Genomic DNA, 23,886 nt, shown 5'->3' on the forward strand with positions numbered 1-23,886 from the left:
TTAGAATTGACAATTTTTAAGAAAGAGAATAAACTATTTAACAATCGGGGGTGAAAAAATGAAAATTGGGGGTCGAGCTTATAAGAATGGAGTAGCCTTATATGGAAAGCATTATTCTGTTAAAGCCTTTTATAATGATGGCGAATTAGTCTATCAGGTAGGAAAGAATGCTCTAGCTAATAATAAATTATATCAATCAGCCAGAAAAATTCCTGTTTTAAGAGGTATGATAAGTTTGCTTATTTCTCTTTACTTTTTCTTTAAGGAAGCTGCTAGTAAACCTAAACGCTTCTGGCCTATTTTATTATTAATTAGTTTTAATATTGTTTTGGAAGCTTATTTTATTTTATTTCCAGCCAGTAGTACTAAACTAGTCAATAATATCTTCTTTTTAAACCCATTCATTTATTGGGGCTTACTATTAGGGGGATTATTTTTATTAAGACAAACTTTATTAGCAGAAATATTTAAATTCCATGGTGCTGAGCATAAAGCAGTTAATTATTATCAAGCAAATTTTTCTAAAAGCATAGCTAAGCATTCTCGTTTAGCTAGACGATGTGGAACTAATCTAGTAGCAGTTTATTTGATTATGACTGTGCTGATAGAATATTTAGGGTTAGGATTTAATCTTTATTGGCAGACCTTACTTTTATTAGGAGTAGCTTATGAGATACTACTATTACTGCCAGATAGCTTATTAGCTATCCCTTTTATTCTGCAACGCTTTACTACTATCGAACCAGAGACTAAACATCTTAGGGCATCTAAAACAGCATTAGATATTTTAATTACTCAAGAAGAAAATGAGGTGATAAAGTGAACAAGATAATTGGAGTAGATATTGATGCAGTTTTAACTGATGAAGGTACAGGTACAGATAATATTTGGCATCAAAAAATTTGTAATTATTTTAATTTAGAAGAAAGAAAAGAACAGGTGTATGATTTTAGAGATGCTTATGGCTTAACTCTAGAAGAGATAGAAGAATTTATGGCTACAGAAGGAAGGAAAATCTTCGCTAATGTTTCTCCTCTTACTGAAGCAAAAGAAGTTTTAGCTGACTTACAACAGCAAGGTTGTACTATTATTTTAGTTACTGCTAGGGCAAAAGAACACAACCAAGTAACTCTTGACTGGCTTGATGAACATCAAATTCCTTTTGATAAATTAATTCACAGTGAAGAAAAGGCTAATATTTGTCAAGCGGAAGGAATTGAGTTGTTTATAGATGATAGAGTTAGTAATTTGCTACCAATTAAAGAGTTAGGAATTCCAGTCTTATTAATGGATATGGATCATAATCAAAGCTTTAAAGGGCCAATTCCTAGAGTGCATAATTGGCAAGAAATAAAAGAACAACTAGAGCAGATATTAAAAGGGGCTTAAAACTTGGCCCCTTTTTTTATTTTTGTTTAATCTCTTCTAAATTGGAGTTTATATCAATCATTAATAAGATTACCTCTCCACAACCATATAAAAAAACGCTTTGAAAGATACCAAATAAAATAGGAAATAGTGTATTAAATAGAGCAAATAGGGGATTAGGATGAGATTTTAACCCCATTGCTGGTGCTTGAACTAAATTAACAAAGGTAATAAACATTGTAAACAAAAAAGCAAACACTGCTAAAATCTTAAAAGCCAAAGAAATAACCCTAAGCGTTTTATAATCACTAATTATTATCACCTCTTAAGTGAAATACTCTATTTTTGCTTTAGGAAATAAATCATTAATCTGTTTAGAAAGAAACTTTTTTAACTTATCTGCTTCATGTTCTGGATACACATACTTACCAAATCCTTTGTGCTGATAATCCTTTTTGTTAAGCTTTAATTTTGTATTAGGAAATCTAGCTTCAATTAAATTCTTAGACCTAGTACTAAAACGATGCATAATTAACTCAAAAGTTAAGTTTTCATCAGTAGGTTGAGAGAGTGACTCTTTAAGTTGGTTTAACAGGTTAGTATAACCTTCTTGCCAACCATCATAAATCATTAGTGGGGCTAAAATAAAACCTAACGGATAATTAGCTGCTTGAATTTTACTAGCTGCATTAATTCTTTCTTTTAGACTAGAAGTTAAGTGTTCAAAAGTATCTATTACATATTTAGTATTAAGACTAAATCTAAATCTAGTATGTCGTTGATGCTCTAAATTTAATAAAGAATCAACTCCTGCAAATTTAGTTACTACTCTAAGCCTACCTTTATCCTGTTTACCAAAGTATTCAATTGTTTTTGCTAAAGAACCAGTTAGATGCTCAACAGCAACTGGATCAGAAGAACTACTAGCTTCAAAAGTAATAATTTCGCCATGCCCTTTTCTAATATGCTTTTTTACTGCTTTTAGAATTTCTTCTAAATTAACATAAATCCTAACATATGAAGCACTACCTAAATTCTTAGCTAAATAACAGTATTCACACTTAGCAGGACAACTGGTACTAGTTACTAAACGATAATCTGCTGAAGGTTGACAAGATTTAAAACGTAGAGTCTTTTTAGTACCTATAACTAGTGTTTCTTTAGTCCAATTAAATAACTCAATAGGTTCCATTTCTTTTGCTGGACTAACTCGATTGTGTGATTCTATATAATCTACTGGGGTATCTTCTTTTAAAAATTGAGTTTCTAATTTCTTTGCTAGTGGATAGTCTAATGCTTGCTTTTCTATTAGAACTCTTTGTGGTTTGAATTTTTTCATAGTAACCTCCGCTCAAAATTTTAGTTTATGATTGATAAACTCTCTAATTTCAGTAATTGATTTGTTTTTACCTAGTAGTAATGTTAAAAGTAATCTAGCTTTAACACTAGTTAAATTTTTGCCATAGATTAGATTCATTTTAGTTATTTCTCTATCTCCAGCAAAAGCACCATAAAGATCATAAACTTGGCCCTCTAAACACCTAGAAGTGATCATTACTGGTATTTTAGTCTCTTTGAGAGGGTCCATCACATTTTTAGGTACAGTACCTAAGCCAAAAGTTTCAATTACTAAGCCTTGACATTTGGAATCTAAAATAGTTTTAATTAGATTATCACTACTGCCCAAACCTAATTTGATAATTTCTATTGGTGTAGTCAAAGATTCTATTTTAATTGTAGTTTGAGGTTTAAGCTCATAAAAGTAATGAACTCCAGAATAATCAATTTTCCCCATGGGCCCACAATTAAGTGAACTGAATGCCTCTAATCGATTAGTATGGGTTTTATTCAAAAAACGAGCAGCATGAATTTGATTATTCATTACTACTAAGACTCCCCTATTGCTACTAGCTGGTTCTAAAATGGCCTGTAAAGAATGAATTAAATTAGACTCCCCATCAGAACTTGGCTGATCAAAGGTTCTTAGTGCACCAGTTAATACTATTGGTTTAGGGGTATCAATTATTAAATCTAATAAATAAGCTGTCTCCTCTAGTGTATCAGTCCCATGAGTAATTAATACACCACTAACCTCATCATCTTTTAAACTGCTTTTTATTAGTTGGGCCAAACTTAAAATATCTTGTAGAGTTAACTGGGAACTATCTACATTTGAAAATTGAGTCAACTCTAATTGGGCCATGCTCTCTAAAGTAGGAACTTTATTTAATAGATCTAGTCCTGATAGTTTAGGTACTATCTGGTGGGTAACCTCATCTTCTCCCATTGCAATAGTACCACCTGTAGTAATCATTTTTATCTTTTTCATTATTGTCTCTCCTTCTGTATTTAAGTCTCCTACTATTAAATTATGCATTCTAGCTATTGATAATTCTAATTTAAATAAAAAAACCGCCTTACGGCGGTAAATAGTGACTAGATTAAATTATTATAATTACTAACTAATATTTTTCTTAATAATTGGACACTATTTTTTAGATCATTGATATCAACCATTTCGGATGGTGAATGAACATGTCGGGCTGGAATAGAAAGAGCACCAGCTAAAACACCATCTCTAGTTAATTGAATGCTCCCTGTATCAGTACCTCCTCTTTTTAACACCTCTAACTGATAAGGAATTTCATTTTTCTTAGCTAACTTAACCATCATTTCTTTAACTTGTGGGTTAGCTAACACTGTAGCATCCTTTACTTTAATTGCTGGACCTGCTCCTAATGAAACCGCCATTCTTTTAGCTTCTGGCATATCACCAGTTAAAGTTACATCAACAGCAATACCTAAATCAGGATTGATTCCATAAGCTGAAACTTTAGAACCACGTGTTCCTACTTCTTCTTGAACAGTAAAGACAAAATAGGTATCATAAGTTGGTTGGTCTAATTCTTTAAGTGTTTTAATCAATACTGCACAACCTGTTCTATCATCTAATGATTTAGCAGTTATTCTATCACCTAAATCATTTAAATTTCGATAATAAGAAGCTGTATCTCCTATCTTTACTTTCTTCTTAGCTTCTTCTTTACTACTAGCACCAATATCTATATACATTTTAGAATTTTTCAAATCACTAATCTTTTCTAACTTACCTTCCTTATCTACAACTCCAACTGTTTCTCCATTAAATAAAACTCGCTCTCCTATTAATGTATGGGGAGATACTCCTCCTACATTAGAAAAACGGATAAAACCATCATCATCAATATGAGTAGCTATTAATCCAATTTCATCCATATGTGCTGCTAACATAACTTTTTTATCTGCACTTTGGCCTTTCTTTAGTGCAATTAAATTACCCATAGGGTCTTTGCTAATTTGGTCAACATAATCTTCAATTTCTGTTTGAATAACTCTACTAATTTCCTCTTCATCTCCTGCTGGCCCGTAGGTTTCTACTAATTTTTTAACTAATTCTTTCATCATCAATTCCTCCTTTTGCTACTTCTTGGCAGAATAACTTAGTTAATTTTATTGTTCTTTGGTAATCATCTAAATTAACTAATGAGACTGGAGAGTGGATATAACGACAAGGCACAGAAATAACACCACTAGGAATTCCTTCTCGAGTTAAATGAATTGCCCCAGCATCATTACCAGCTGCGGTTGATCTTCTAAATTGATAGTTAATTTTTTCTTTCTCAGCAATTTCTATTAACTTATTAACAATTGTTTTATGAGGAATTACGCTACCATCTTGAACTGTAAAAGCAGGTCCTTGGCCCAAGCTAGTTGAGTAATCTTCTTCTTCACTACCAGGTACATCAGAAGCTGTTGTTCCTTCTAAAACTAAAGCTAGATCAGGATTTATATTATACGCAGCAATACTAGCTCCTCTTGTCCCTACTTCCTCTTGAGCAGTAAAAACTGCATATAAGGGAAGGTTATAGTCTTCTTGTAATAATTCAATTAAAGCAGCACATCCTATTCGATCATCAAAAGCTTTGCCTTTAGCAGTTTTGGCTCCTAACCTTTTATACTTAGTATTAAATGTTGCCATAGTACCTAAGTCTACTAATTTTTCCCCTTCTTCTTTATCTTTAGCACCAATATCTATATACAAACTTTTATAATCTAATGGTTGTTCTCTTTCTTCTGGTTCTTGCAGATGAATAGCTTTAGCCCCAATGACACCAGGAATTCTATCTTCCCCTACTAAAACTTGTTTAGAAACTAAAACACGCTTATCTATACCACCTATTGGTTTAAATTTTAGTAAGCCGTCTTTAGTAATATCAGTAATCATTAATCCAATTTCATCCATATGAGCTGTTAACATAATTGTTGGCTTACTAGAATCGCCTTTTTTATGAGCAATTAAATTTCCTATACTATCAGTCCTAATTTCGTCTACATAACTACTTATTTTTTGTCTAATTAACCCTCTAACCTCTTTTTCTCTACCGGAAACTCCATTAGCTTCTGTTAATTCTTTTAAAAGCATTTTAATCCCTCCACAAAGTCAGCATCTATTTCTGCAATAAAATGTGCTAATAATCTACCAGCCCGCTTAACATCTTTAAAAGATATTGTTTCTACAGAAGTGTGCATATAACGTAAAGGAATGGTAATTAAAGCAGTTGGGATTCCAGACCTGGTAACTTGAATAGCATATGCATCAGTACCTGCTGGAGTATTAGAAGGATCTACTTGATAAGGAATCTCTAAATCTTTAGCTATCTCTTCAAACTTGTTGAATAATTGAGGGTGCACATGCGGGCCAAAACCAACAGCTGGGCCTTCTCCTAATTCTGATGCGTTTTCATCACTAACTCCTGGCATAATACCATGAGAGACATCTACAGCAACTCCTATATCAGGGACAACTCCATAAGTACTAGTAGTTGCTCCTCTAACTCCAACCTCTTCTTGTACAGTAGCTACAGCATAAAAATCAGCTTGATGACGTAATTTCTTTAACTCTTGAAGAGTATGTAATAAAACTAAAACACCTGCTCTATCATCAATTGATTTACCACTAACCCTATCATTTTCTAACTTCTTAAATTCTCTAACAAAGGAAACAATATCTCCTACATTAATTTCTTTTTTAACCTTATCAGCTGCTAGACCTAAATCAATATAAAGATCTTTCATCTTATATGCTTTTTTTCTTTCATCTGCTTCCTGAACATGAGGAGGCTTGGCCCCAATAATTCCATGATATTTTTCCTCTCCATGAACTAATACCTCTTGTCCCACTAAAGTCCTTTGGTCAACTCCTCCTACAGGAGTAAATCTTAAAAAACCTTCATCTTCTATATCAGTAATCATTAATCCAATTTCATCAATATGGGCTGCTAACATGATTTTAAGGTTATTAGTCCCAGCTCCTTCTTTACAACTAATTAAATTTCCTAACGCATCATACTTTATTTCATCTACATAATCTATAAATAAGTCTCCTACTTGTTTTGCTAATTTAGCTTCATAACCAGAAACACCTATTGCTTCTGATAGTTCACTTAACTTTTGCTTATTTTCCACTATTTTTCCTCCCTTCAATATTATATTGTCATAATCAATAATTTTTCATACAATTTTTTAATTAAATTAGATAAAATCCCACACTAACAATTGCTAAGATAATAATGCTCATAGCTACTAAGAGAATAATAGAATTATTATTACTATCTTTTTCTTCTATCTTTGTAGAATTTGGAGTTGAATTAGAATCATTTTTAGTAGCAATTTTAATTTCAGTTCCTGTAACTAATTTTCCATATACTCGTGGGCCAAATTGAACTGTAATAGAATAACGACCTACAGCAGAATTGAAATTTAGTGCTGTGATTTTTCCTGTAACTAAATCAGAGGATTTACTTGTTAACAACTTACCAAAGTAACGACCAATTTCTCTATTATCTATAATTTCTACTACTAATTTATCTTCTATATGTAAATCTCTAGGTCTCTTTCCTTTAGTAGGGGAAATAAATGGTCTACATTTTAGTTTGATATCTAAACCTAGTTGGCCCTCTTCTTTTGTATTCTCTTTTGTATCTTCTTTCTCGTTAGAGAATAAATCAGGGTGGTCTCTTGTTAATTGAACTTTAGTCTTTAGCTTAGCTATAATTTCTAATTCTACTGCTTCTTCTAAATACCTCTCTAATTTTTCTGCAAAGAAAAATTGCCTTTCTTCAATATTATCTTCTTTTGTTAATTGGAAAATTTGATATATATGAGCTGGAGTGAAGATTTTTTTTAAGGCTAGGTGTTGTTTCTTTTTATTTAAATTGGATGAAAATTGATCTATAGTTTTAGTAAAAACCTTATTATTAACTGTTAAATCTGTTTCCCATAGTTTATTATCTGTATCAACTACAGAGTTGGTCTTAATAAATTCTCCTTCTTTTCCATTTAATATTAAATTAAATAGAGCATAATTTTTATTATAGCCACCATAGTTTAACTTACCTTGAATTAGCACATAACTTTTATCAACAAACTCTACCATTTCTAATGCTTTATCTAAATCTTGGTCAGCTAAATCCAAAGCTTTTTTAGCTTCATTATTTTCAACACCTAGTGTTTCTTTTATTACCTCCACTTTATTATCCATTCTTACCATCCTTTATCAATATTATACTGTAACATATATTTATACTTCTTATTTTTAAAGTTTATTCCTCCAATAATTAATAAATTATCCATAATAAAAAGGGAGCCTCCGCTCCCTACTTATTACTTAACTTTAGTTTTTAGTTTCTTAAGTTTATCTTTTAATTTTTTAATTAATTGACCATATTTACTCCAGTTACCTGCTTTTAACTCAGTTTGAGCTTCTTTATATAGTTGATTAGCTTCTACTATTAATTTTTTAATTGTTGTTGGTTGCTTAACTAGTGGAGCTTCTTCTATTGGAATATCTTTTTTAAATTCTTTTTTTATACCAAATAATTTCTGTAAAGCTAATCGAAGATTAGTAGCCATTGCTAAATCATCACTAGTAGCAACAACAACTCGTTTTAACTCGGGTAGTTCACTTTGTTCAGCTTGCAAATAAATAGGTTCTATATATAATAAAGATTTATTAACTGGAATGGTTAATAAGTTTCCTCTAATCACTTCGGAACCTCGCTGATTCCACAGGCTTAACTGTTTGGAAATACTAGAGTCTTGATCTATTCTAGATTCAATTTGCATTGGCCCGTAAGTTAGTTTTTGTTTCGGAAATTCATATAAAACTAATTTGCCATTGGGTTTAGCTGCTAACCAAGAAATCATATTATTCTTTTTAAATGGAGTAAAAGGTAGCATTAAAAGCATGCTAGCTTCTTTTTCTTGGGGTAGATTAAACAAAGCATAATATGGTTGCACTTCAATTATGGAGTTTAACCAACGTTGTGAATTGTTATTTTGAGCTCGTCTAGCATATGTTTGCTGAGGTATACTCCATAAGTCTTCTTTATTATAGAATACTCTTGGATTTTGCATATGATAATTTTTATATACATCTGCTTGAATATTGAATAACCCTTTAGGATATCTAAGATGTTTTTTTATATCTTGGGGCATCTTGTTAGCTGAAACAAATAATTCTGGGAAAATTTTATCATATGTTTGAATAATTGGGTCTGACTGATCAACCACATAAAACTTCATCTTACCACTATAAGCATTAACAACAACTTTTACAGAGTTTCTAATATAATTCCCCCATGTTTGAGGTTCTGAATAAGGGTATAAGCTAGTTGTTGTATAAGCATCCTGTACCCAATAAAGCTTTCCTGCTTTACTAATAACTAAATATGGGTCTGCATCATATCTTAAAAAAGGTGCTACTCTTCTAATTCTCTTATTAATATTTCGTCTAAGCATTAGTTGACTATCATTTGTAATATCTTCATTCAAAAATATCTTTAGTGTTTGATACTTTAAAGCAAAGATTATTTTCTTAAAAAATGTATTTAACTTAATTCCTCCGCTACCTTGATAATTAGTATATTGATTAATATCTCCTTTCGGATAATCAAACTCTTTTGCTTTAGTATCTACTATTGCATAACCATTGTTTGCCTCTCCATAGTAGATTCTAGGTTGAGTTATATTTATTTCTGTACTTTCGGGTGGAATATCCTTAATTAAAAATTTAGGCAATCCACTTGGAGTCACCTTATTAACTGGACTCATAGCTACTCCAAACCCATGGGTGAATACTAATCTTTTATTAACCCAGGTTTGAGCACGGTTAGCTAATGAATCTTGATTTAGTTCTCTTGCTGATAACATTACTTGCTTTAACTTCCCATTAATTTTATATCTATCAATATCAATATTTTTAAAATTATAATAAGACTTGATTTCTTGTAACTGACTATAAGTAGCTTTTAAAGGTTTCTTATCCCATAATCTGATATTACCAATCAAGTTTTTATTATCAACAATTTTTTTATAACTTAATTCTTCCTTAACCGGAAAATTTCTTTCTTCTATATTATCTAAATTATAAGCTTGTCTAGTAAATTTGATATTATATTTAAGATAAGGAGTTTCTTTAGCTATTTCGTTAGGTTCTACTACAAATTGTTGAATAACTTGCGGATAGATTCCCCCTACTAAAACTGAAACTAATACTAAAGTTACTACTCCACCAATAATAAATTTTAGGTTTTTAAAGAAAATATTGGTGAATACAAAGATAGCTATGATGATTGTTATTACTGATAATATTTTTAAAGCTAATAATCGAGCATTAATATCTGTATAACTAGCACCAAATGCTACTCCTCGGCCTGAATATAATAATTGGTACATATCGAGTCGATAACCCCAGGCTTTAAGTAAAAAGAAGATAGAAAGTAAAATAGATAGATGATATTTAATATGTTTATCATTTAACTTGCTAAACAAAGAATCACCGCTAGCAGTTATTAGATAAACAATCCCCGAAATAACCCCAGCTATAACTAGTGAAAACATTGCTAGTTGGTAGCTTAAATTATAGAAAGGAAGTTTGAAAACATAAAACCCTATATCATTCTGAAATATTGGATCAACTTTATTAAAAGAAGTACTATTTATAAATTTAAGTATAATCTTCCACCCACCAAAATTACTAAAAATAAACCCTATAAATAAGCTAATCAGAATATAGACTATATTTATTCTATTGGGAGTAATTAATTTGGCCCATTTATTTGAGTTCATAGGATTCATTTCAATAACATCTTTACCTTGTTGATGTTTTGTCTTTATTCTCTGCCAAAAATTAATCACTTTTTTTCTAGTTAAAAACAAATTAACCAGTATAATTGTTGAAATAAACAACCAAGTTCCCAATCTAACACTAATCTTACTTTGGATGATTGTCCAAAAACTGTTTGAAAACCCAAGGCTTTCAAACCATAACCAATCTATAAAAAAATTAATCCCCAAACTCAACAAAATATTAACGACAATAAAAACTGTTATTAGTATAGCTATTATTTTTCTAATTATTAATCTACACCTCCAATTTAATTTTAATTATATAATAAAGTACCTCCTTCCCATATTTTTAATTTTTCTATAAAAGATTAATTTTACCTTCATAATAAACTTATTTCAAGTTAATTGTAGGAGATATTTTATTTTTTTCAAAGTAAGTAAAATATTTACCATTACCTAAATTAGCTAATGATTTTAATTTTAACTGACTAACTTTATCTATTTTACCAATATGAACAATATGTGTCTTTATTTTAAACTTAGTCAGCTTTTTTATTACTTTACTAGGCATAATCTTTCCTGTATCTTCACCATCTGTTACTAATATAATATGTTTTGATCCTTTATACTTGATTAAATTCTGTTTAGCTTTTAGTAAACTTGTTCTAATAGATGATTCCCCTGTTGGATTTATTTTATTTATAAAATTTATAATTTCTTTTCTATTTTTAACCCCCAATGGAATTGTAAAAAACGATGGGGTATTATTTCTATCTTTATTTCCAAAAACCCTAATCCCTAAATTTAAGTTTGTAGGCAAGCGATTAACTATACTATATAGTACATTCTTTGACGTAGTTATTTTATTAATATTTTCTTTATTTTGTATACTTTTTGATACATCCCAAATTATTTCTACATTATCTTTATATTTAATAGGCAATTGTGGTTGATTTACTTTTATTTCCCCTCCAGAAATCTTACTATTATTAGCTATGGAAAAAGATAAAATATCTAATTGTTCTATCCCCATGATAAAAGATATTAAACATATAATTAAAATTATTAGAGTCATATTTAATTGTGATTTCATTACAATCCCTCCTTAATATAATGTATTCTTTTTTTTATTGTTTATGATTTTTATTTTTATGTTCATAAGTGACTATATCTTAAGTGAACTTAATACTAAAAAAAGAGCAGGAATTATCCTGCTCTAAACCAAAAGTTATGCGGTAATTTCTTTTGTATCTTCTATTGTTACTTCATCTCCTTCGACTTCTTTTCCGAATATATTAATAGCTATATAGCAAGCAATCATACCTAATAGCAATAATGGAAATACTACCCAGTAAGGTAGTCCAAATCCAGCTGGAATAAAGCCAAAGACAATAGAAATGATTCCTACTATAAGCGCATAAGGGATTTGTGTATTAACATGATCAATATGGTCGGCAGCTGAAGCTGTAGAAGACATAATTGTAGTATCAGATATTGGACTACAGTGGTCTCCTAAAACACAACCAGTCAATACTGCTCCAATTGTTGGTAACATAGGTGCCCCAAATTGATACGCCATTGGAATTGCTAAAGGCATAATAATTGCGTTAGTTCCCCAAGAAGTACCTGTAGCAAAAGCAATTATGCCCGGAATAACAAACATCATTGTTGGAAGTAAAAATGGTGGAATAATATCCTTAGTTAAAGCTACAATATAATTAGCTGTTCCTAGCTTTTCAATTACTGTTCCTAAGGACCAAGCTAGAATAAGAATACCACAGGCTACAGCTAATGCTTTAGCTCCATCAATCCAACCTTCCATAATTTCTTCTACTTCTAAATTCCCTTTAAATAGTCCTAATATTCCTGCAACTATTGTACCACTAAACGAAGCCCATAGAAGAACTACACTAGAATCAGCATTTCCAAATGCTTCTCTAAGTCCCACATCGGCTGCTAATCCACCACCATTATACCATAAACCAACTAAAGAAACTATAATAACTGTAATAATAGGTAAAAAAGCATCATACCATTTCATACTATTATTTTCTTTATAATTCATCTCTGTTAGTTCTTCAGAAGCCATTGGTGTGGCCCCATCTGCTAATACCTTTCCAGTTTTTCTAGCCCTTTGCTCTGCTTGATGCATAGGACCTATATCTTTGCCAGTCCAAATAACTACTAAAATCATAAATAAAGCTAATATACTGTAAAATCGATACGGAATTGTTTTAAGGAAAACAGAATAAACATTTTGCTCAATGCCTAACTTAGTAAAAGCATCCTGAATTAATCCCATTTCATAACCAACCCAAGTTGAAATAAATGCCATACTAGTTACAGGTGCGGCTGTACAATCAACAATATAAGATAACTTTTCTCGGGATACCTTTAACTTATCTGTAATCGACCGCATTGTAGTTCCTACAATCAAACTATTAGCATAATCATCAAAGAAGATTAATACACCCATTATCCATGTAGCTAACTGTGCTTTTTTAACAGTTTTATACCTGTTAAGTATAAACCCAACAACAAATATTTTAATTTGTTGTTTCGGCAGTTAACCCTTTCCTTAGCTAAGTACTTTTGATAACTGCTCCTCTACCTTATTATTTTGTTTATATTTAGAATAACACACATTAGTAACTAAAGCAAGAAAAAAATAATTTCATCCTTATTTTAGTTTATATTTATCATCTTTAACTTATCTTCTGCTGGGGTTAAAAAGAAAACCTTCTTAATCTCCTTTTCTTTTAAAGATAGTTCAACAATATCATAAGGATAGGTAATCATTTGGATTACAGCTTGATTTGGTGACGGTCCAACTGCTTTAACAGTTACAATTAAATTATCATCTTTTTTTCTAATCTCTTTTATTTTAATTTGAAATCCTCCTGATGAACGCTCGCCTAATGAAGCATAAACAGCAATCCTATTATTTAATGATAAATTTTCAATACCTCTTAGCTTGTTGCGTAACTGACCAATGGAATTAGGCGTTATTAGTTTCATTTGCCCTTGTTTAATAGATTCACTACTTAACTTTCTACCCTCTAATTTTTCTGTGTTATTATAAATAACTTTTCCTTGCCTTAAATTACAACCACTAATTGCTAAGACTATTAATAGATTTAAAATTATTATTTTGTACTTCATAATTATCTCTCCTTGTTTGTTATATTGTTTATTATATTATAATTTTGTCTTTTTTGCAATCTTTATGGTCTTAAGTGACTAATATTTTAATGAATAAGTTTAGGTTTGATTTAAAGGCATTTCTGGGATATTTTCTTCTCCATAAGTTAATAATAACCTTGAAAGGAGGCCCACAAATGATGTTAAATGAAATTAAAAATCAACTAAGCAAAACTATGGATGATAACCAAGAAACAAATCATTATTCTAAATTAATTGTTACAGCGGCTGGAGCATTTCTATTAGGTAGAATTATGGGCTTTATTAAAAAAAAGTAGCTTTCTTTCAAAAAAGCCAGGAAACCCTGGCTTTTTTACAATATTAGATTAAATCACTTATTCCGACAAACTTTATTCCTATCTTATCTAACGAAGGTAATATTTTACTTAAAACTGAAAAAGTTATTCTCCCACCATGTGGGCCAACATGACCAATCCCTATTGCTTGACCTTCTTTGATAGCATGAGCTACTAATAATAAAAGATTCTTTCTAATATCACCATAATCTTTTTTATTATCTAAAAACACATCCCTTTCTAAGTAAGGAACTTCTAATTTATTAGCTAGCTGCCCTACAACTGATTTAGAAGTAGTACGACTATCTATAGCTATTAAATTATTACTTTTTGCTACCTTTAAAATAGCTTCCATTACTCTTTTATTAGCAGTAGCTTTAGAACCAGTATGATTATTAAACCCAATTGCTGTTGGAATATCAATTATTGCTTCTTGAACTCTAGATTTAATCTCCTTAGTCGATAAACTAGTTAAAATTGGTTTAGAACCTAACCAACTTAACTTACCCTTTTCTGACTCCATTGGTAAATGTACAATTACATCAAATCCATTTTCCTTAATCTCTCTTGCCTCTTCAGTTGAAGTTTCTTTAAAGGGTAAGATAGCGCAAGTTATCTTTTGTTCTAACTTTAGTATTTCATCTGTTCCTGCAGCCCTATTTCCAAAATCATCAATGATAATTGCTACTTTAGCTGGTCCTCGTCTAACTCTAAAAGGAGATTTAAAATTAATATAAGATGACAGTTTTGCTTTCCGACCATTAATTAAGAAATAACCTGTTTTAGCACCATTTATTCTACCACCAATTTGAAGTAAAGAATCAATTAATGCAAATTGTTCCATTAATTTTAGTTTATATATCTTAGATGAAAAATTATAATATATTTTACCATTTTTATAACCTACATCTTTAAGTGCTATCTTTGCATTATGAGATAAATCTATAGCTAAACTTTCAATTCTTTTTCTCACCTGATAACTTTCATGATCTACAACTTTATTTATAGCTTGACTAACAGAAGAATAAAGAATTACATTTCTAATTTTGGCCCTGACTATAGTTTTTATTCCTTTTTGGCCTGGAGTTATAGCTAGTCTTTCATTTGCTAATAAATTATTTCCTTTTATAAAAAAGGTAAATATAGATGAAAATAAGAACACACTAATCACTACAATAAAATGGATTCTTTTTTCTACTTTAAATTTTATCATTTTATTATAACAACTCCTAAATCCTTTACCATATTATATTCAAAATCAAACCAGAAATATCACTATATATATCCTATCAATATAGATAAATTAAAAAGGCTCTGGTATTTACGTAAATACCAGAGCCTTTTTACCGCTAAAACTTATATTTTATCATAAAATCATTTTCAGACCAAATATGATTAAGATTACCCCACCTAAATAATCAGCATACTTCTCAATAACCATAAAGCTTTTAATGTAGTTACTAATTACAAAAGAAACAAAGGTAAGTAAGCAAGCAACCAATCCAATCACAGTCGCTCTTAAAAGAATAAGCTTTAAACTTAAATTATATAGTACTGAAAAACCAATTCCTAAAGCATCAATACTAACACTTACTCCTAAAATTACATAAGTTATTAAATCTAACTTTGTATAAACACAAGCCTCGTCATCTTCATGACCTTCTTTTAATAGTAATAAACCCAATAATAAAATTACTACTCCACTAATATATCCACTGATATTAAAATAATTACCATCAATATAACTACCAAATAAAGCTCCTAATAAAACAAATAGAAATTGAAAACTTCCAAAAGATAAAATAAGATTTCCTCTTTCAATTTTATCTAATTTATTACCACAACTTATTCCTAAAGCAACACCAAAAGCATCTAAAGCTAGTGCTATAGCAATTGGCATAATTTCTAACATTTAATTCACTCCCTACAATTAATCAGTAAAAAAATCAAAAATATTACTTAATGTACTGGTATCATTTTTATACAACTCAGTATAACCACATTTGCTACAAGTTATAGTAGTGAATTTTTTATTTTGCACATCAAATACTTTAGATAAACCTCCTCCAGTAGCAGAAAAAGTATCAGATTCATAATTTTTATTACCACACTTCGGACAAGTATAGTCTTTAGACATTTTTTCACCTCCCAACCTTTAATATTATACATCATAATAAGTAGATTGTCAGATTATAATATTCATGATATAATATCAATATCACACACTAATAGAAAAGGGGCCAAATAATGAAAAATAAAATTGCAATTTTAACAGATAGTACATGTGATTTACCTCAAAAATTATTAGATAATTTACCTGTTAGCATCTTACCATTAAAAATTATTTATTCCGATAAAGAATATCAAGATAGAATTGAAATCAAACCACAAACAGTTTATGATAACTTCTCTACTGAGATCCCTACTACATCCATGCCTTCACCGACAGATGCTCAAGAAAAACTACTCAAACTAAAAGAAAAAGGTTACACTCATATAATTGCTATTCATATTTCAAGTGGTTTAAGTGGAACTTACAATATGGTGCAAATGGTAAGTCAACAGCTAAAAGATTTAACAATAGAAGTTATTGATTCCCAATCACTCTCAATTGGTTTAGGAAGTATTGTATTATATACTGCTAATTTAATTAAACAAGATTTAAGTTGGCAACAAATAATTAATAAGACCAACAACAAAGTAGATAATACTGAGATTTTTTTCGTACTAAAAACTTTAAAGTACCTTCGTAAAGGTGGTCGTATTGGTAAAGTTAAAGGGGCAATTGGAGATTTGTTAAATATCAAACCAATCATTTCTATTAATCAAGAGGGTAAATATTATACTTATAAAAAAGCCAGAGGTCGTAAAAGATCAATTAATCAACTCTATAAAATAACTAGAAAGAAAATTAAAGAAGGGGTTAGTAAGGTTAATGTAATGCATGGTAATGCTTTACCTGAAGCAAAAAAGCTATTGAATCGTTTTAAAAAATTAAACAATGTTAATAAAACATTTTTAGGACAAATTAGTCCAGTTATGGTAGTCCATACTGGTCCAGGATTAATTGGAGTTGTAGTTGAAAAATCAAACAGATATAATTAGTAGAGAATCTCTACTAATTATATCTGTTTTACAAAATTATCTATTCTATTTAAAGCCTCATAAATATTATCTAAAGAAGCAGCATATGAACATCTAATAAACCCTTCTCCACTTTCTCCAAAGACATTACCTGGAATTACAACCACCCCTTCTTCTTGTAATAAACGCTCCGAAAATTCTTCAGAGCTTAAGCCAGTTGATTGAATAGAAGGAAAAACATAAAAAGAACCATGTGGTTTAAAACAGTCTAATCCAATATCATTTAGACCCTTAACAATCACTCTTCTTCTTTGGTTATAAGCTTTAATCATCTTTTTCTTTTCCTGGTTGCCATTTTTTAATGCCTCTAAAGCAGCCTTTTGGCCCATAATAGGAGCACATAACATAGTATACTGGTGAATTTTCATCATAGATTTAATTACCGGTTTAGGAGCTACAGCGTAGCCTATTCTCCAACCAGTCATAGCATAAGCTTTAGAAAAACCATTAAACACAATAGTTCTCTCTTTCATCCCTGGTAAACTAGCAAAACTAGTATGTTCTCCATCATAAGTTAAATCACTATAAATTTCATCTGCTAATACAATTAAATCATGTTCTTTTACTACTTCAGCAATTTCTAATAAATCATCATAATCCATAGTAGCCCCAGTAGGATTATTAGGATAACATAGTACTAACAATTTACTCCGTGGTGTAATAGCTTCCTTTAAGTTATCTGCGGTTAACTTAAATTCATCTTCTCTGGATGTTTGAACACGTACTACATCTCCTTCCGCCAATCTTGCTGCAGGTTCATAAGAAACATAACTAGGCTCAGGAAGTAATAACTCATCTCCTTTAGATAATAAAGTCCGCAGGGCCAAATCTAATGCCTCACTAACTCCTACTGTAACTAATACCTCTTCTTTTGGATTATAACTTAAATTATGCTCCTGAGCTAAATAATTTACAATTTCTTTTCTTAATTCTAACAATCCATAATTAGACGTATACATTGTAGCACCTTGTTCTAAAGAATAGAAAGCACTTTCTCTAATATGCCAAGGAGTAACAAAATCCGGTTCTCCTACTCCTAGTGAGATTACATCGTCTACTCCTGATACCAAATCAAAAAATTTCCTGATTCCTGAAGGGGAAACCTCTTGTACCTTAGTTGAAATTATTTCTTCCCAATTCATGGAGAAACCACTAGCCGTTCAGCTGCTTTTTGATCCCCTTTAAAAATTATTCCATCTTTCTTATAAGTTTTTAACATAAAATGAGTCGTAGTACTTTCTATTGGTTCTATTGTAGCCAATTTTTCTGCTACAAATAAAGCTACTTCTTTCATTGTTCTCCCTTCTATTTTAACAGATAGATCATAGCCCCCTGACATTAAATAAACAGATTTAACTTCAGAAAATTTATAAATTCTCTTTGCTACTGCATCAAACCCTAGATCACGTTCAGGAGTAACTTTAACATCGATAAAAGCTGTTACAATTTCTTTATCAGTCTTATCCCAATCAATTAAAGTATGATATTTAACAATTACATTCTCTTCTTCTAACTTATTAATTTCCATTTTAACTTTATTTGCAGGAATATCTAACATAGTAGCAATCTCTTTTGAAGATAAATCACTATCATTCTCTAATAATTCTAAGATTTCTTCCCTCATTTTATCTCTCCTTCTCCACTACTTATTATTTATTTATCTACTAGTTAAAACTAATTATAATAATAATTTCATAGTAAGTCAACATTATTTAGATACAAATGGATTGTTAGGGATATAAAAACGCCATAATTTGTCTTTATATTCTTCAGCATAATCAATATTAATTCGTTTAGCAGAAACAACTTCACAACTCTTGCCCTCATCAATTACATATATCTTCTCTCCGCTAGTTAAGTCATAATTGTTTAGACTTTTATCAATTTCTAATGCTTGACATAGTTTTCCAGGTCCATTGGTTAAATCTGCACTGCGATTACTTTTAATCTGTCGCCTTTTTTCTATTACTTCTAAAGCTGTAAGTGGTTCGATAGCTCTAATTAATACAGCCTCTGGATTATTTTCTTTACTTGTTACAATATTAAAACAATAATGAATGCCATAAATCTGATAAACATATGTATAACCTCCTGGAGCAAACATTGCTTTAGTCCGCTTAGTTTTTTTATTTTGATAAGCATGACAAGCCTTATCATACGGGCCAATATAAGCTTCTGTCTCTACTATTTTACTCTTTATCTTTTTATTATCTAATTCTCTAACTAAAACTTTACCTATTAATTCTTGCGCCACAGTTAAAGTATCCTGTTGATAAAAGTTAGTATCTAGTCGCATATTATCCCTCCCCAAATTAAAACAGGCCCAACTTGGCCCTGTTTTCTTACTCTATTAATTCTTTAAATTTATCCCTGCTAGTAACGGGGGCTAAACAACTAAAATCTTCACAAACATAAGCTGTTGTTTCTCCATTTTTTACTTGGTAATCTTTTATATAGGAAATTAATTCAATTAACTTGTCATTATTTTTAGTATCCTTAACTACAACTACACTAAAAGGATTAAATTTCTGTTGAAAGATATCAATCATCTCTGTTTCTTCCTTGGCTTTAACAATTATAACTTCTTTTCCAGGTTGCTGGTTAAATAAAACTGATATTAAAAAGGCTGAATAAGCTCTTGGTGCCTTCCTAACTTGATTATAAAAATATTCAAATTGTTGCTGAGCCATATCGCTTAATTCTTGATTACTAACAAGTTTAGATAATTTTAATAAATTTAAAGTAGCTATTGAATTTCCTGAAGGTAAAGCTCCATCTCTTACTCTCTTAGGTCTAGTAATTAATTTTTCTCCATCACTACCATATAAATAAAACCCACCATCTTCTTGGTCCCAGAAAAAATGGATTAAATCCTTATTTAAAATTAAAGCTCGCTCTAAATAATTGGCATTAAAATTAGCTTGATAAAGCTCTATTAACCCCCAAATATAAAAAGCATAATCATTAACATATCCTAAATAATCTGCTTCACCTTCTCTATATCTAGCTAATAATCTACCATCATCTTTTCTTATTAAATTATCCCAGATAAAATCAGCTGCTTCTTTAGCATAGTTTAGATATTCTTCTTTATCTAATATCTTTCCTGCTTTAGCAAAAGCTACAATCATTAATCCATTCCAAGCAGTTAAGATCTTATCATCCTTTGCTGGCCTAACTCTTTTCTCTCTAGCTAAAAATAACTTCTTTCTGGCTTTCCTAAATTCATGATTAATCTTTAATTTATCACGTTCTGTCTTAATTAAATTTGGTATATTCTTTCCCGCAAAATTTCCTTCAGGAATAATATTATACGTCTGACAAAATTGGCTTCCTAACTTATCTCCTAAAGCTTCTTTTACTTCCCCTGGCTGCCATAAATAGTATTTACCTTCTTCTCCTTCTGAATCAGCATCCTCGGCAGAATAAAAAGCTCCTTTTGATGAAGTCATATCCCGGTTAATATAAGCTAAAATTTCTTCAGCTATCTTAGCATAAATCTCCTTTTCTAAAACTTGATAACCTTCCAGATAGACAATAGTCAATAATGCATTATCATATAGCATCTTTTCAAAATGGGGTGCTAACCATTTTTCATCTGTTGCATAACGAGAAAAACCATATCCTATATGGTCATAAATCCCTCCCTGATACATACTATCTAAAGTTTTTTCTACTATAGATAAAACCTCTTGGTCATTATGAATTTTACCATATCTTAATAAAAACATTAAATTATGGGGACTAGGAAACTTAGGAGCAGAACCAAAACCACCATATTGGGCATCAAAGCTACTCTTTAAACTACTAACTGCCTCCTTAACTAATTTATCTAAATCATTACTAGAAAAATTGGCAGCTTGCTTCTTCATATCTTGTTGCTTAATAGCTTGTACTAATTCTTCGCTAGACTCTAATATCTTTTCTTGTTGATTAGACCACTTCTTTGTAATTTGATCTAGTATTTTTAATAAACCAGGACGCCCCCTTTTAGTTTGCTTAGGAAAGTAAGTACCAGCAAAAAAAGGTCTTTTATCAGGAGTCATAACTACTGTTAAGGGCCAACCTCCCCTACCAGTCATTGCTTGACAAACTGACATATAAATATCATCAATATCAGGCCTTTCTTCTCTATCCACTTTAATAGAAACAAAATTTTCATTTAAAACATTTGCTACCTCTTGGTCTGCAAAAGATTCTCTCTCCATTACATGGCACCAATGACAAGTAGAATAACCTATTGATAAAAAAACTGGTTTATTCTCTTCTTGAGCTTTCTTAAATGCTTCCTCACTCCAAGGATACCAATTTACAGGATTATGTGCATGCTGTAATAAATAAGGACTCTTTTCATTTGCTAGTCTATTAACTGGTGTAGTTTCTACCACGAATTTAACCTCCTATAAAATAGAACTTAATTGATATATAGTGGTACTTCTTAATCAGGCATTGTGTGGCTTTTTCCTTAAATAGTTTTTGTTCATTTCATTCTAGGTAAAATGAGATAAACCAAATCATAGATTTGCTTATTCATATCTATTTTACCTTTCATTCAAAGCATATGAACAAAAACTATAAGACAGTCCAAAAGCCCCACAATACCTTTAATAATTGCTGGAGAGGGTTTCGCAACGACTCCTAAATTTTTAATTAATGAGTCTTAGTGAACTGGAATAAAAATAAGGTTTGGGTTAGCTAATCACCTGTTTTTGATTAGCTTAACCTTATTTTTATGGAAGTAAGCTTAGACGAATTTTGAGAAATTTATTTAGTGAGAAATCCTCTCTCAGCAATCCAAAAGTTAAACTATATATCAATACCCTATCATTTTAAAGTTTATTATCTATAATTTTTACTTAATTAACTAGTTTTATTCTTTCTTTTGTTTTGTTATTACTTTCTTAATCTTCTTAGTTCCATCTTCTTCTACTTCTACTATTTCCTCTTCTACTTCTAGTACTTCTGAATTATCTTTCTTAGTTTTATAATCAGTAGCTTCTAAATCAGCCTGAGATGATTTCTGTAACTCTAAACCTGTACTGAGAACAGAATCTACTTTTTCCTGTAATTGAATTAATTTATCTACTGTAATATCATCTAAATCCATAACTCTTTTCAAATCCTCTGCTTCTGCATCAATTAATTCAGCCAAAGCAGTTTTTTCTAAAGCACTTGCTTGAATTACATCTGTTAATACTTCCTCTTTATCTTTAGTTTCAATAGATACTTTTTTCATATTACTCCCCCTTATTTTTAGTTATATTAAAGTATATTGTATAAGGAAGTAAAATATTACAATTTAATGTTCATAAGTGACCAAGTAACTAATAAATTTAACCTAAAAAGAATTCTGCCTCCATAGCAGAACCCTTTTTAAACCATATTTATTTTCTAGAAACAATAAAATTAGGTTGTGTAACGCATCCTGTAGCACTAGCGATCACATTCTCTTTTCCAGCCCGAGTATAAATCCCTTGTAAATCTTGATTATAACAAAAAAGCCCTAAGGTATGCTTATAAGATTCAAAATTTAACTCCTGATTAGTAAACGTAGCTAATTTTATTTCTGGGACTAGACAAAACTCTTGGGCCAAATATTTCTCAGCTTCAAGATTAGATAACTTGTTTTGCCACTCTTTTGGGGCTACATCTTGCCCAATAGTAACTCCCTCAGATCCATAACTATCTTTTGGTTTTAAAACTAATTGATCTTTAGTTTGCTTAATATACTCTATTTGTTCTTCATCTGCCGGATCAACCACGACCGTATAAGGAATATATTTTTCAATAAATTCTTGCTCTTCTTTAGTTAAAAAAGATACTTTATCTTGATCATGTAAAATAGCAAAAATAATCTTATTATGTATAACTTGCGATCTTATTGGGCCAACAACACAAACATCTTGATTCTTATAAGCTGCTATAAAGTCACCAATTTCTTCGTAATGATCCATTAAATCAGTAGTCACAGCTCGCCGATAAATTAAATCAATCTTAAAATCATCTATGTACAGATCTCCTTTATCATAAGTTAAATCCCGAGGATCAACTATTTTGGCTTCTAAACCTTCTTCTTCTAGCTTTTCTTTAAAAAATTTAAATTCACTCTCCATCCCATAACTATTAAAATCCATAATAGCTACATTAGGATCTTTTTTAGTAACACTAAATTGATTATAATTCCCTAATAAGGTATCAATCCAACTATCTAACAAGTCACAATACATTAGATCATAGTCCTCTTTTAAATCATTAACTGCTTTAGATTCTAAAAAATATTGCTCTAAAGTATTAGTCTTTACCATTCCTGATGACCCGTCAGCATTCAATTCACAAAATTTAATCTTATCTTTACCATAATAGAAGATATCACAACGTTCCATTGGTAAGTTACACTCATAACCAGGATCAACTAAAATAAGTTCCTCTAACTTTTTAGAAAAATCAAAGTAAGAACGAAACTCTTCACTAGTTAAATACTCATCTACTACTTTATTTAAAATATTATTTAATTTATCGACTAAATGACTAAAGTTATCTAATTCTGTACTGTTAAAAAATAATGGATTATATAAAAAAGGAATTACTCTCCCATTATAATAGGCATAAGAATCTTCTAATTGCTTATATAATCTTTGATAATCTTGATAATAGTCATCGCCTTTTTTCAAAATTTCCTGATACTTAATAGTAGCTTCTTGCACTTATT

At 30.4% G+C, this 23,886-nt stretch carries 24 protein-coding genes and 1 riboswitch; of the genes, 4 read left to right on the forward strand and 20 right to left on the reverse strand.

Annotated elements, in window-relative coordinates; translation table 11 throughout:
* The first annotated feature begins 58 nt into the window (after nt 1-58).
* Both HALHA_RS06725 and HALHA_RS06730 read left to right on the forward strand, forming a co-directional pair.
* The gene (locus tag HALHA_RS06725) at nt 59-823 is read left to right on the forward strand and encodes a DUF1385 domain-containing protein (protein ID WP_015327034.1); all 765 of its coding nucleotides are present in this window, start codon (nt 59-61) and stop codon (nt 821-823) included.
* Complete coding sequence (locus HALHA_RS06730; RefSeq protein ID WP_015327035.1) at nt 820-1,389, forward strand: 5' nucleotidase, NT5C type; 570 nt, start codon at nt 820-822, stop codon at nt 1,387-1,389. Before HALHA_RS06725 ends, HALHA_RS06730 begins: the two co-directional genes overlap by 4 nt.
* Nucleotides 1,390-1,405: 16 nt before the next feature.
* On the opposite strand, the gene HALHA_RS06735 is transcribed toward HALHA_RS06730, so the two are convergent.
* The 11 genes from HALHA_RS06735 to HALHA_RS06785 all read right to left on the reverse strand — a co-directional run bounded on the left by HALHA_RS06735 (nt 1,406) and on the right by HALHA_RS06785 (nt 13,698).
* Nucleotides 1,406-1,648 carry a hypothetical protein gene (locus tag HALHA_RS06735; RefSeq protein ID WP_041607701.1) on the reverse strand — a complete coding sequence of 81 codons (243 nt, stop codon included), beginning with the start codon at nt 1,646-1,648 and terminating at the stop codon, nt 1,406-1,408.
* A gap of 45 nt (nt 1,649-1,693) precedes the next feature.
* Nucleotides 1,694-2,707, reverse strand: a complete 1,014-nt coding sequence (splB, locus tag HALHA_RS13465; protein WP_015327037.1) for a spore photoproduct lyase — start codon at nt 2,705-2,707, stop codon at nt 1,694-1,696.
* A 12-nt stretch (nt 2,708-2,719) separates the two neighbouring features.
* The gene (locus HALHA_RS13470; protein WP_041607702.1) at nt 2,720-3,697 is read right to left on the reverse strand and encodes an asparaginase; all 978 of its coding nucleotides are present in this window, start codon (nt 3,695-3,697) and stop codon (nt 2,720-2,722) included.
* 107 nt (nt 3,698-3,804) lie between these two features.
* The gene (locus HALHA_RS06750; RefSeq protein WP_015327039.1) at nt 3,805-4,809 is read right to left on the reverse strand and encodes a M42 family metallopeptidase; all 1,005 of its coding nucleotides are present in this window, start codon (nt 4,807-4,809) and stop codon (nt 3,805-3,807) included.
* Nucleotides 4,793-5,830, reverse strand: a complete 1,038-nt coding sequence (locus HALHA_RS06755; protein ID WP_015327040.1) for a M42 family metallopeptidase — start codon at nt 5,828-5,830, stop codon at nt 4,793-4,795. The genes HALHA_RS06750 and HALHA_RS06755 overlap by 17 nt, the downstream gene beginning before the upstream one ends.
* The gene (locus HALHA_RS06760; RefSeq protein WP_015327041.1) at nt 5,821-6,873 is read right to left on the reverse strand and encodes a M42 family metallopeptidase; all 1,053 of its coding nucleotides are present in this window, start codon (nt 6,871-6,873) and stop codon (nt 5,821-5,823) included. Before HALHA_RS06760 ends, HALHA_RS06755 begins: the two co-directional genes overlap by 10 nt.
* Before the next feature lie 61 nt (nt 6,874-6,934).
* Entirely contained in the window at nt 6,935-7,948 is a 1,014-nt protein-coding gene (locus HALHA_RS06765) for a hypothetical protein (protein ID WP_015327042.1), read from the reverse strand.
* Between the two features lie 122 nt (nt 7,949-8,070).
* Nucleotides 8,071-10,827 (reverse strand): UPF0182 family membrane protein, encoded by a 2,757-nt coding sequence (locus HALHA_RS06770; protein WP_015327044.1) that lies wholly within the window; start codon nt 10,825-10,827, stop codon nt 8,071-8,073.
* Nucleotides 10,828-10,927: 100 nt separating this feature from the next.
* The gene (locus HALHA_RS06775; protein ID WP_015327045.1) at nt 10,928-11,629 is read right to left on the reverse strand and encodes a vWA domain-containing protein; all 702 of its coding nucleotides are present in this window, start codon (nt 11,627-11,629) and stop codon (nt 10,928-10,930) included.
* Between the two features lie 135 nt (nt 11,630-11,764).
* The gene (locus HALHA_RS06780) at nt 11,765-12,955 is read right to left on the reverse strand and encodes a Na+/H+ antiporter NhaC family protein (RefSeq protein WP_245547347.1); all 1,191 of its coding nucleotides are present in this window, start codon (nt 12,953-12,955) and stop codon (nt 11,765-11,767) included.
* 57 nt (nt 12,956-13,012) lie between these two features.
* Nucleotides 13,013-13,154, reverse strand: a riboswitch (Lysine riboswitch).
* A gap of 67 nt (nt 13,155-13,221) precedes the next feature.
* A complete protein-coding gene (locus tag HALHA_RS06785; protein WP_015327047.1) occupies nt 13,222-13,698 on the reverse strand; it encodes a protease complex subunit PrcB family protein in 477 nt (158 codons plus the stop codon).
* A gap of 176 nt (nt 13,699-13,874) precedes the next feature.
* On the opposite strand from HALHA_RS06785, the gene HALHA_RS13475 reads away from it, so the two are divergent.
* Entirely contained in the window at nt 13,875-14,015 is a 141-nt protein-coding gene (locus HALHA_RS13475) for a hypothetical protein (protein ID WP_015327048.1), read from the forward strand.
* A 43-nt stretch (nt 14,016-14,058) separates the two neighbouring features.
* Here HALHA_RS13475 and HALHA_RS06790 read toward each other — a convergent pair whose 3' ends face one another.
* The 3 genes from HALHA_RS06790 to HALHA_RS06800 all read right to left on the reverse strand — a co-directional run bounded on the left by HALHA_RS06790 (nt 14,059) and on the right by HALHA_RS06800 (nt 16,170).
* On the reverse strand, nt 14,059-15,246 hold the full coding sequence (locus HALHA_RS06790) for a divergent polysaccharide deacetylase family protein (RefSeq protein WP_015327049.1): 1,188 nt from the start codon (nt 15,244-15,246) through the stop codon (nt 14,059-14,061).
* 153 nt (nt 15,247-15,399) lie between these two features.
* On the reverse strand, nt 15,400-15,945 hold the full coding sequence (locus HALHA_RS06795; RefSeq protein ID WP_015327050.1) for a manganese efflux pump MntP: 546 nt from the start codon (nt 15,943-15,945) through the stop codon (nt 15,400-15,402).
* An 18-nt stretch (nt 15,946-15,963) separates the two neighbouring features.
* Nucleotides 15,964-16,170: a zinc ribbon domain-containing protein gene (locus HALHA_RS06800; protein WP_015327051.1), complete on the reverse strand. Its 207-nt coding sequence runs from the start codon at nt 16,168-16,170 to the stop codon at nt 15,964-15,966.
* Between the two features lie 110 nt (nt 16,171-16,280).
* Between HALHA_RS06800 and HALHA_RS06805 the strand changes: the two genes are divergently transcribed.
* Nucleotides 16,281-17,138, forward strand: a complete 858-nt coding sequence (locus tag HALHA_RS06805; protein WP_015327052.1) for a DegV family protein — start codon at nt 16,281-16,283, stop codon at nt 17,136-17,138.
* Nucleotides 17,139-17,155: 17 nt separating this feature from the next.
* Here the strand turns inward: HALHA_RS06805 and HALHA_RS06810 are convergent, their stop codons facing one another.
* The 6 genes from HALHA_RS06810 to HALHA_RS06835 all read right to left on the reverse strand — a co-directional run bounded on the left by HALHA_RS06810 (nt 17,156) and on the right by HALHA_RS06835 (nt 23,881).
* Nucleotides 17,156-18,319: an aminotransferase class I/II-fold pyridoxal phosphate-dependent enzyme gene (locus tag HALHA_RS06810; RefSeq protein ID WP_015327053.1), complete on the reverse strand. Its 1,164-nt coding sequence runs from the start codon at nt 18,317-18,319 to the stop codon at nt 17,156-17,158.
* Nucleotides 18,316-18,801 carry an Lrp/AsnC family transcriptional regulator gene (locus HALHA_RS06815; protein WP_015327054.1) on the reverse strand — a complete coding sequence of 162 codons (486 nt, stop codon included), beginning with the start codon at nt 18,799-18,801 and terminating at the stop codon, nt 18,316-18,318. The genes HALHA_RS06810 and HALHA_RS06815 overlap by 4 nt, the downstream gene beginning before the upstream one ends.
* A gap of 84 nt (nt 18,802-18,885) precedes the next feature.
* On the reverse strand, nt 18,886-19,473 hold the full coding sequence (locus HALHA_RS06820) for a DNA-3-methyladenine glycosylase (RefSeq protein ID WP_015327055.1): 588 nt from the start codon (nt 19,471-19,473) through the stop codon (nt 18,886-18,888).
* Nucleotides 19,474-19,519: 46 nt separating this feature from the next.
* The gene (locus HALHA_RS06825) at nt 19,520-21,565 is read right to left on the reverse strand and encodes a thioredoxin domain-containing protein (RefSeq protein ID WP_015327056.1); all 2,046 of its coding nucleotides are present in this window, start codon (nt 21,563-21,565) and stop codon (nt 19,520-19,522) included.
* A gap of 482 nt (nt 21,566-22,047) precedes the next feature.
* The gene (locus tag HALHA_RS06830) at nt 22,048-22,413 is read right to left on the reverse strand and encodes an alpha-helical endospore appendage domain-containing protein (protein ID WP_015327057.1); all 366 of its coding nucleotides are present in this window, start codon (nt 22,411-22,413) and stop codon (nt 22,048-22,050) included.
* A gap of 148 nt (nt 22,414-22,561) precedes the next feature.
* Nucleotides 22,562-23,881: a glutathionylspermidine synthase family protein gene (locus HALHA_RS06835; RefSeq protein ID WP_015327058.1), complete on the reverse strand. Its 1,320-nt coding sequence runs from the start codon at nt 23,879-23,881 to the stop codon at nt 22,562-22,564.
* Nucleotides 23,882-23,886: the final 5 nt, after the last annotated feature.

Source organism: Halobacteroides halobius DSM 5150 (assembly GCF_000328625.1).
GTDB lineage: Bacteria > Bacillota > Halanaerobiia > Halobacteroidales > Halobacteroidaceae > Halobacteroides > Halobacteroides halobius.

Excerpts from the sequence above, each read along its gene's own strand:
- HALHA_RS06725 (WP_015327034.1), top strand. The coding sequence starts at position 59 with ATGAAAATTGGGGGTCGAGCTTATAAGAATGGAGTAGCCTTATATGGA.
- splB (WP_015327037.1), bottom strand. The coding sequence starts at position 2,707 with ATGAAAAAATTCAAACCACAAAGAGTTCTAATAGAAAAGCAAGCATTA.
- HALHA_RS13470 (WP_041607702.1), bottom strand. The coding sequence starts at position 3,697 with ATGAAAAAGATAAAAATGATTACTACAGGTGGTACTATTGCAATGGGA.
- HALHA_RS06750 (WP_015327039.1), bottom strand. The coding sequence starts at position 4,809 with ATGAAAGAATTAGTTAAAAAATTAGTAGAAACCTACGGGCCAGCAGGA.
- HALHA_RS06755 (WP_015327040.1), bottom strand. The coding sequence starts at position 5,830 with ATGCTTTTAAAAGAATTAACAGAAGCTAATGGAGTTTCCGGTAGAGAA.
- HALHA_RS06765 (WP_015327042.1), bottom strand. The coding sequence starts at position 7,948 with ATGGATAATAAAGTGGAGGTAATAAAAGAAACACTAGGTGTTGAAAAT.
- HALHA_RS06775 (WP_015327045.1), bottom strand. The coding sequence starts at position 11,629 with ATGAAATCACAATTAAATATGACTCTAATAATTTTAATTATATGTTTA.
- HALHA_RS06780 (WP_245547347.1), bottom strand. The coding sequence starts at position 12,955 with ATGCGGTCGATTACAGATAAGTTAAAGGTATCCCGAGAAAAGTTATCT.
- HALHA_RS06785 (WP_015327047.1), bottom strand. The coding sequence starts at position 13,698 with ATGAAGTACAAAATAATAATTTTAAATCTATTAATAGTCTTAGCAATT.
- HALHA_RS13475 (WP_015327048.1), top strand. The coding sequence starts at position 13,875 with ATGATGTTAAATGAAATTAAAAATCAACTAAGCAAAACTATGGATGAT.
- HALHA_RS06790 (WP_015327049.1), bottom strand. The coding sequence starts at position 15,246 with ATGATAAAATTTAAAGTAGAAAAAAGAATCCATTTTATTGTAGTGATT.
- HALHA_RS06795 (WP_015327050.1), bottom strand. The coding sequence starts at position 15,945 with ATGTTAGAAATTATGCCAATTGCTATAGCACTAGCTTTAGATGCTTTT.
- HALHA_RS06800 (WP_015327051.1), bottom strand. The coding sequence starts at position 16,170 with ATGTCTAAAGACTATACTTGTCCGAAGTGTGGTAATAAAAATTATGAA.
- HALHA_RS06805 (WP_015327052.1), top strand. The coding sequence starts at position 16,281 with ATGAAAAATAAAATTGCAATTTTAACAGATAGTACATGTGATTTACCT.
- HALHA_RS06810 (WP_015327053.1), bottom strand. The coding sequence starts at position 18,319 with ATGAATTGGGAAGAAATAATTTCAACTAAGGTACAAGAGGTTTCCCCT.
- HALHA_RS06815 (WP_015327054.1), bottom strand. The coding sequence starts at position 18,801 with ATGAGGGAAGAAATCTTAGAATTATTAGAGAATGATAGTGATTTATCT.
- HALHA_RS06820 (WP_015327055.1), bottom strand. The coding sequence starts at position 19,473 with ATGCGACTAGATACTAACTTTTATCAACAGGATACTTTAACTGTGGCG.
- HALHA_RS06830 (WP_015327057.1), bottom strand. The coding sequence starts at position 22,413 with ATGAAAAAAGTATCTATTGAAACTAAAGATAAAGAGGAAGTATTAACA.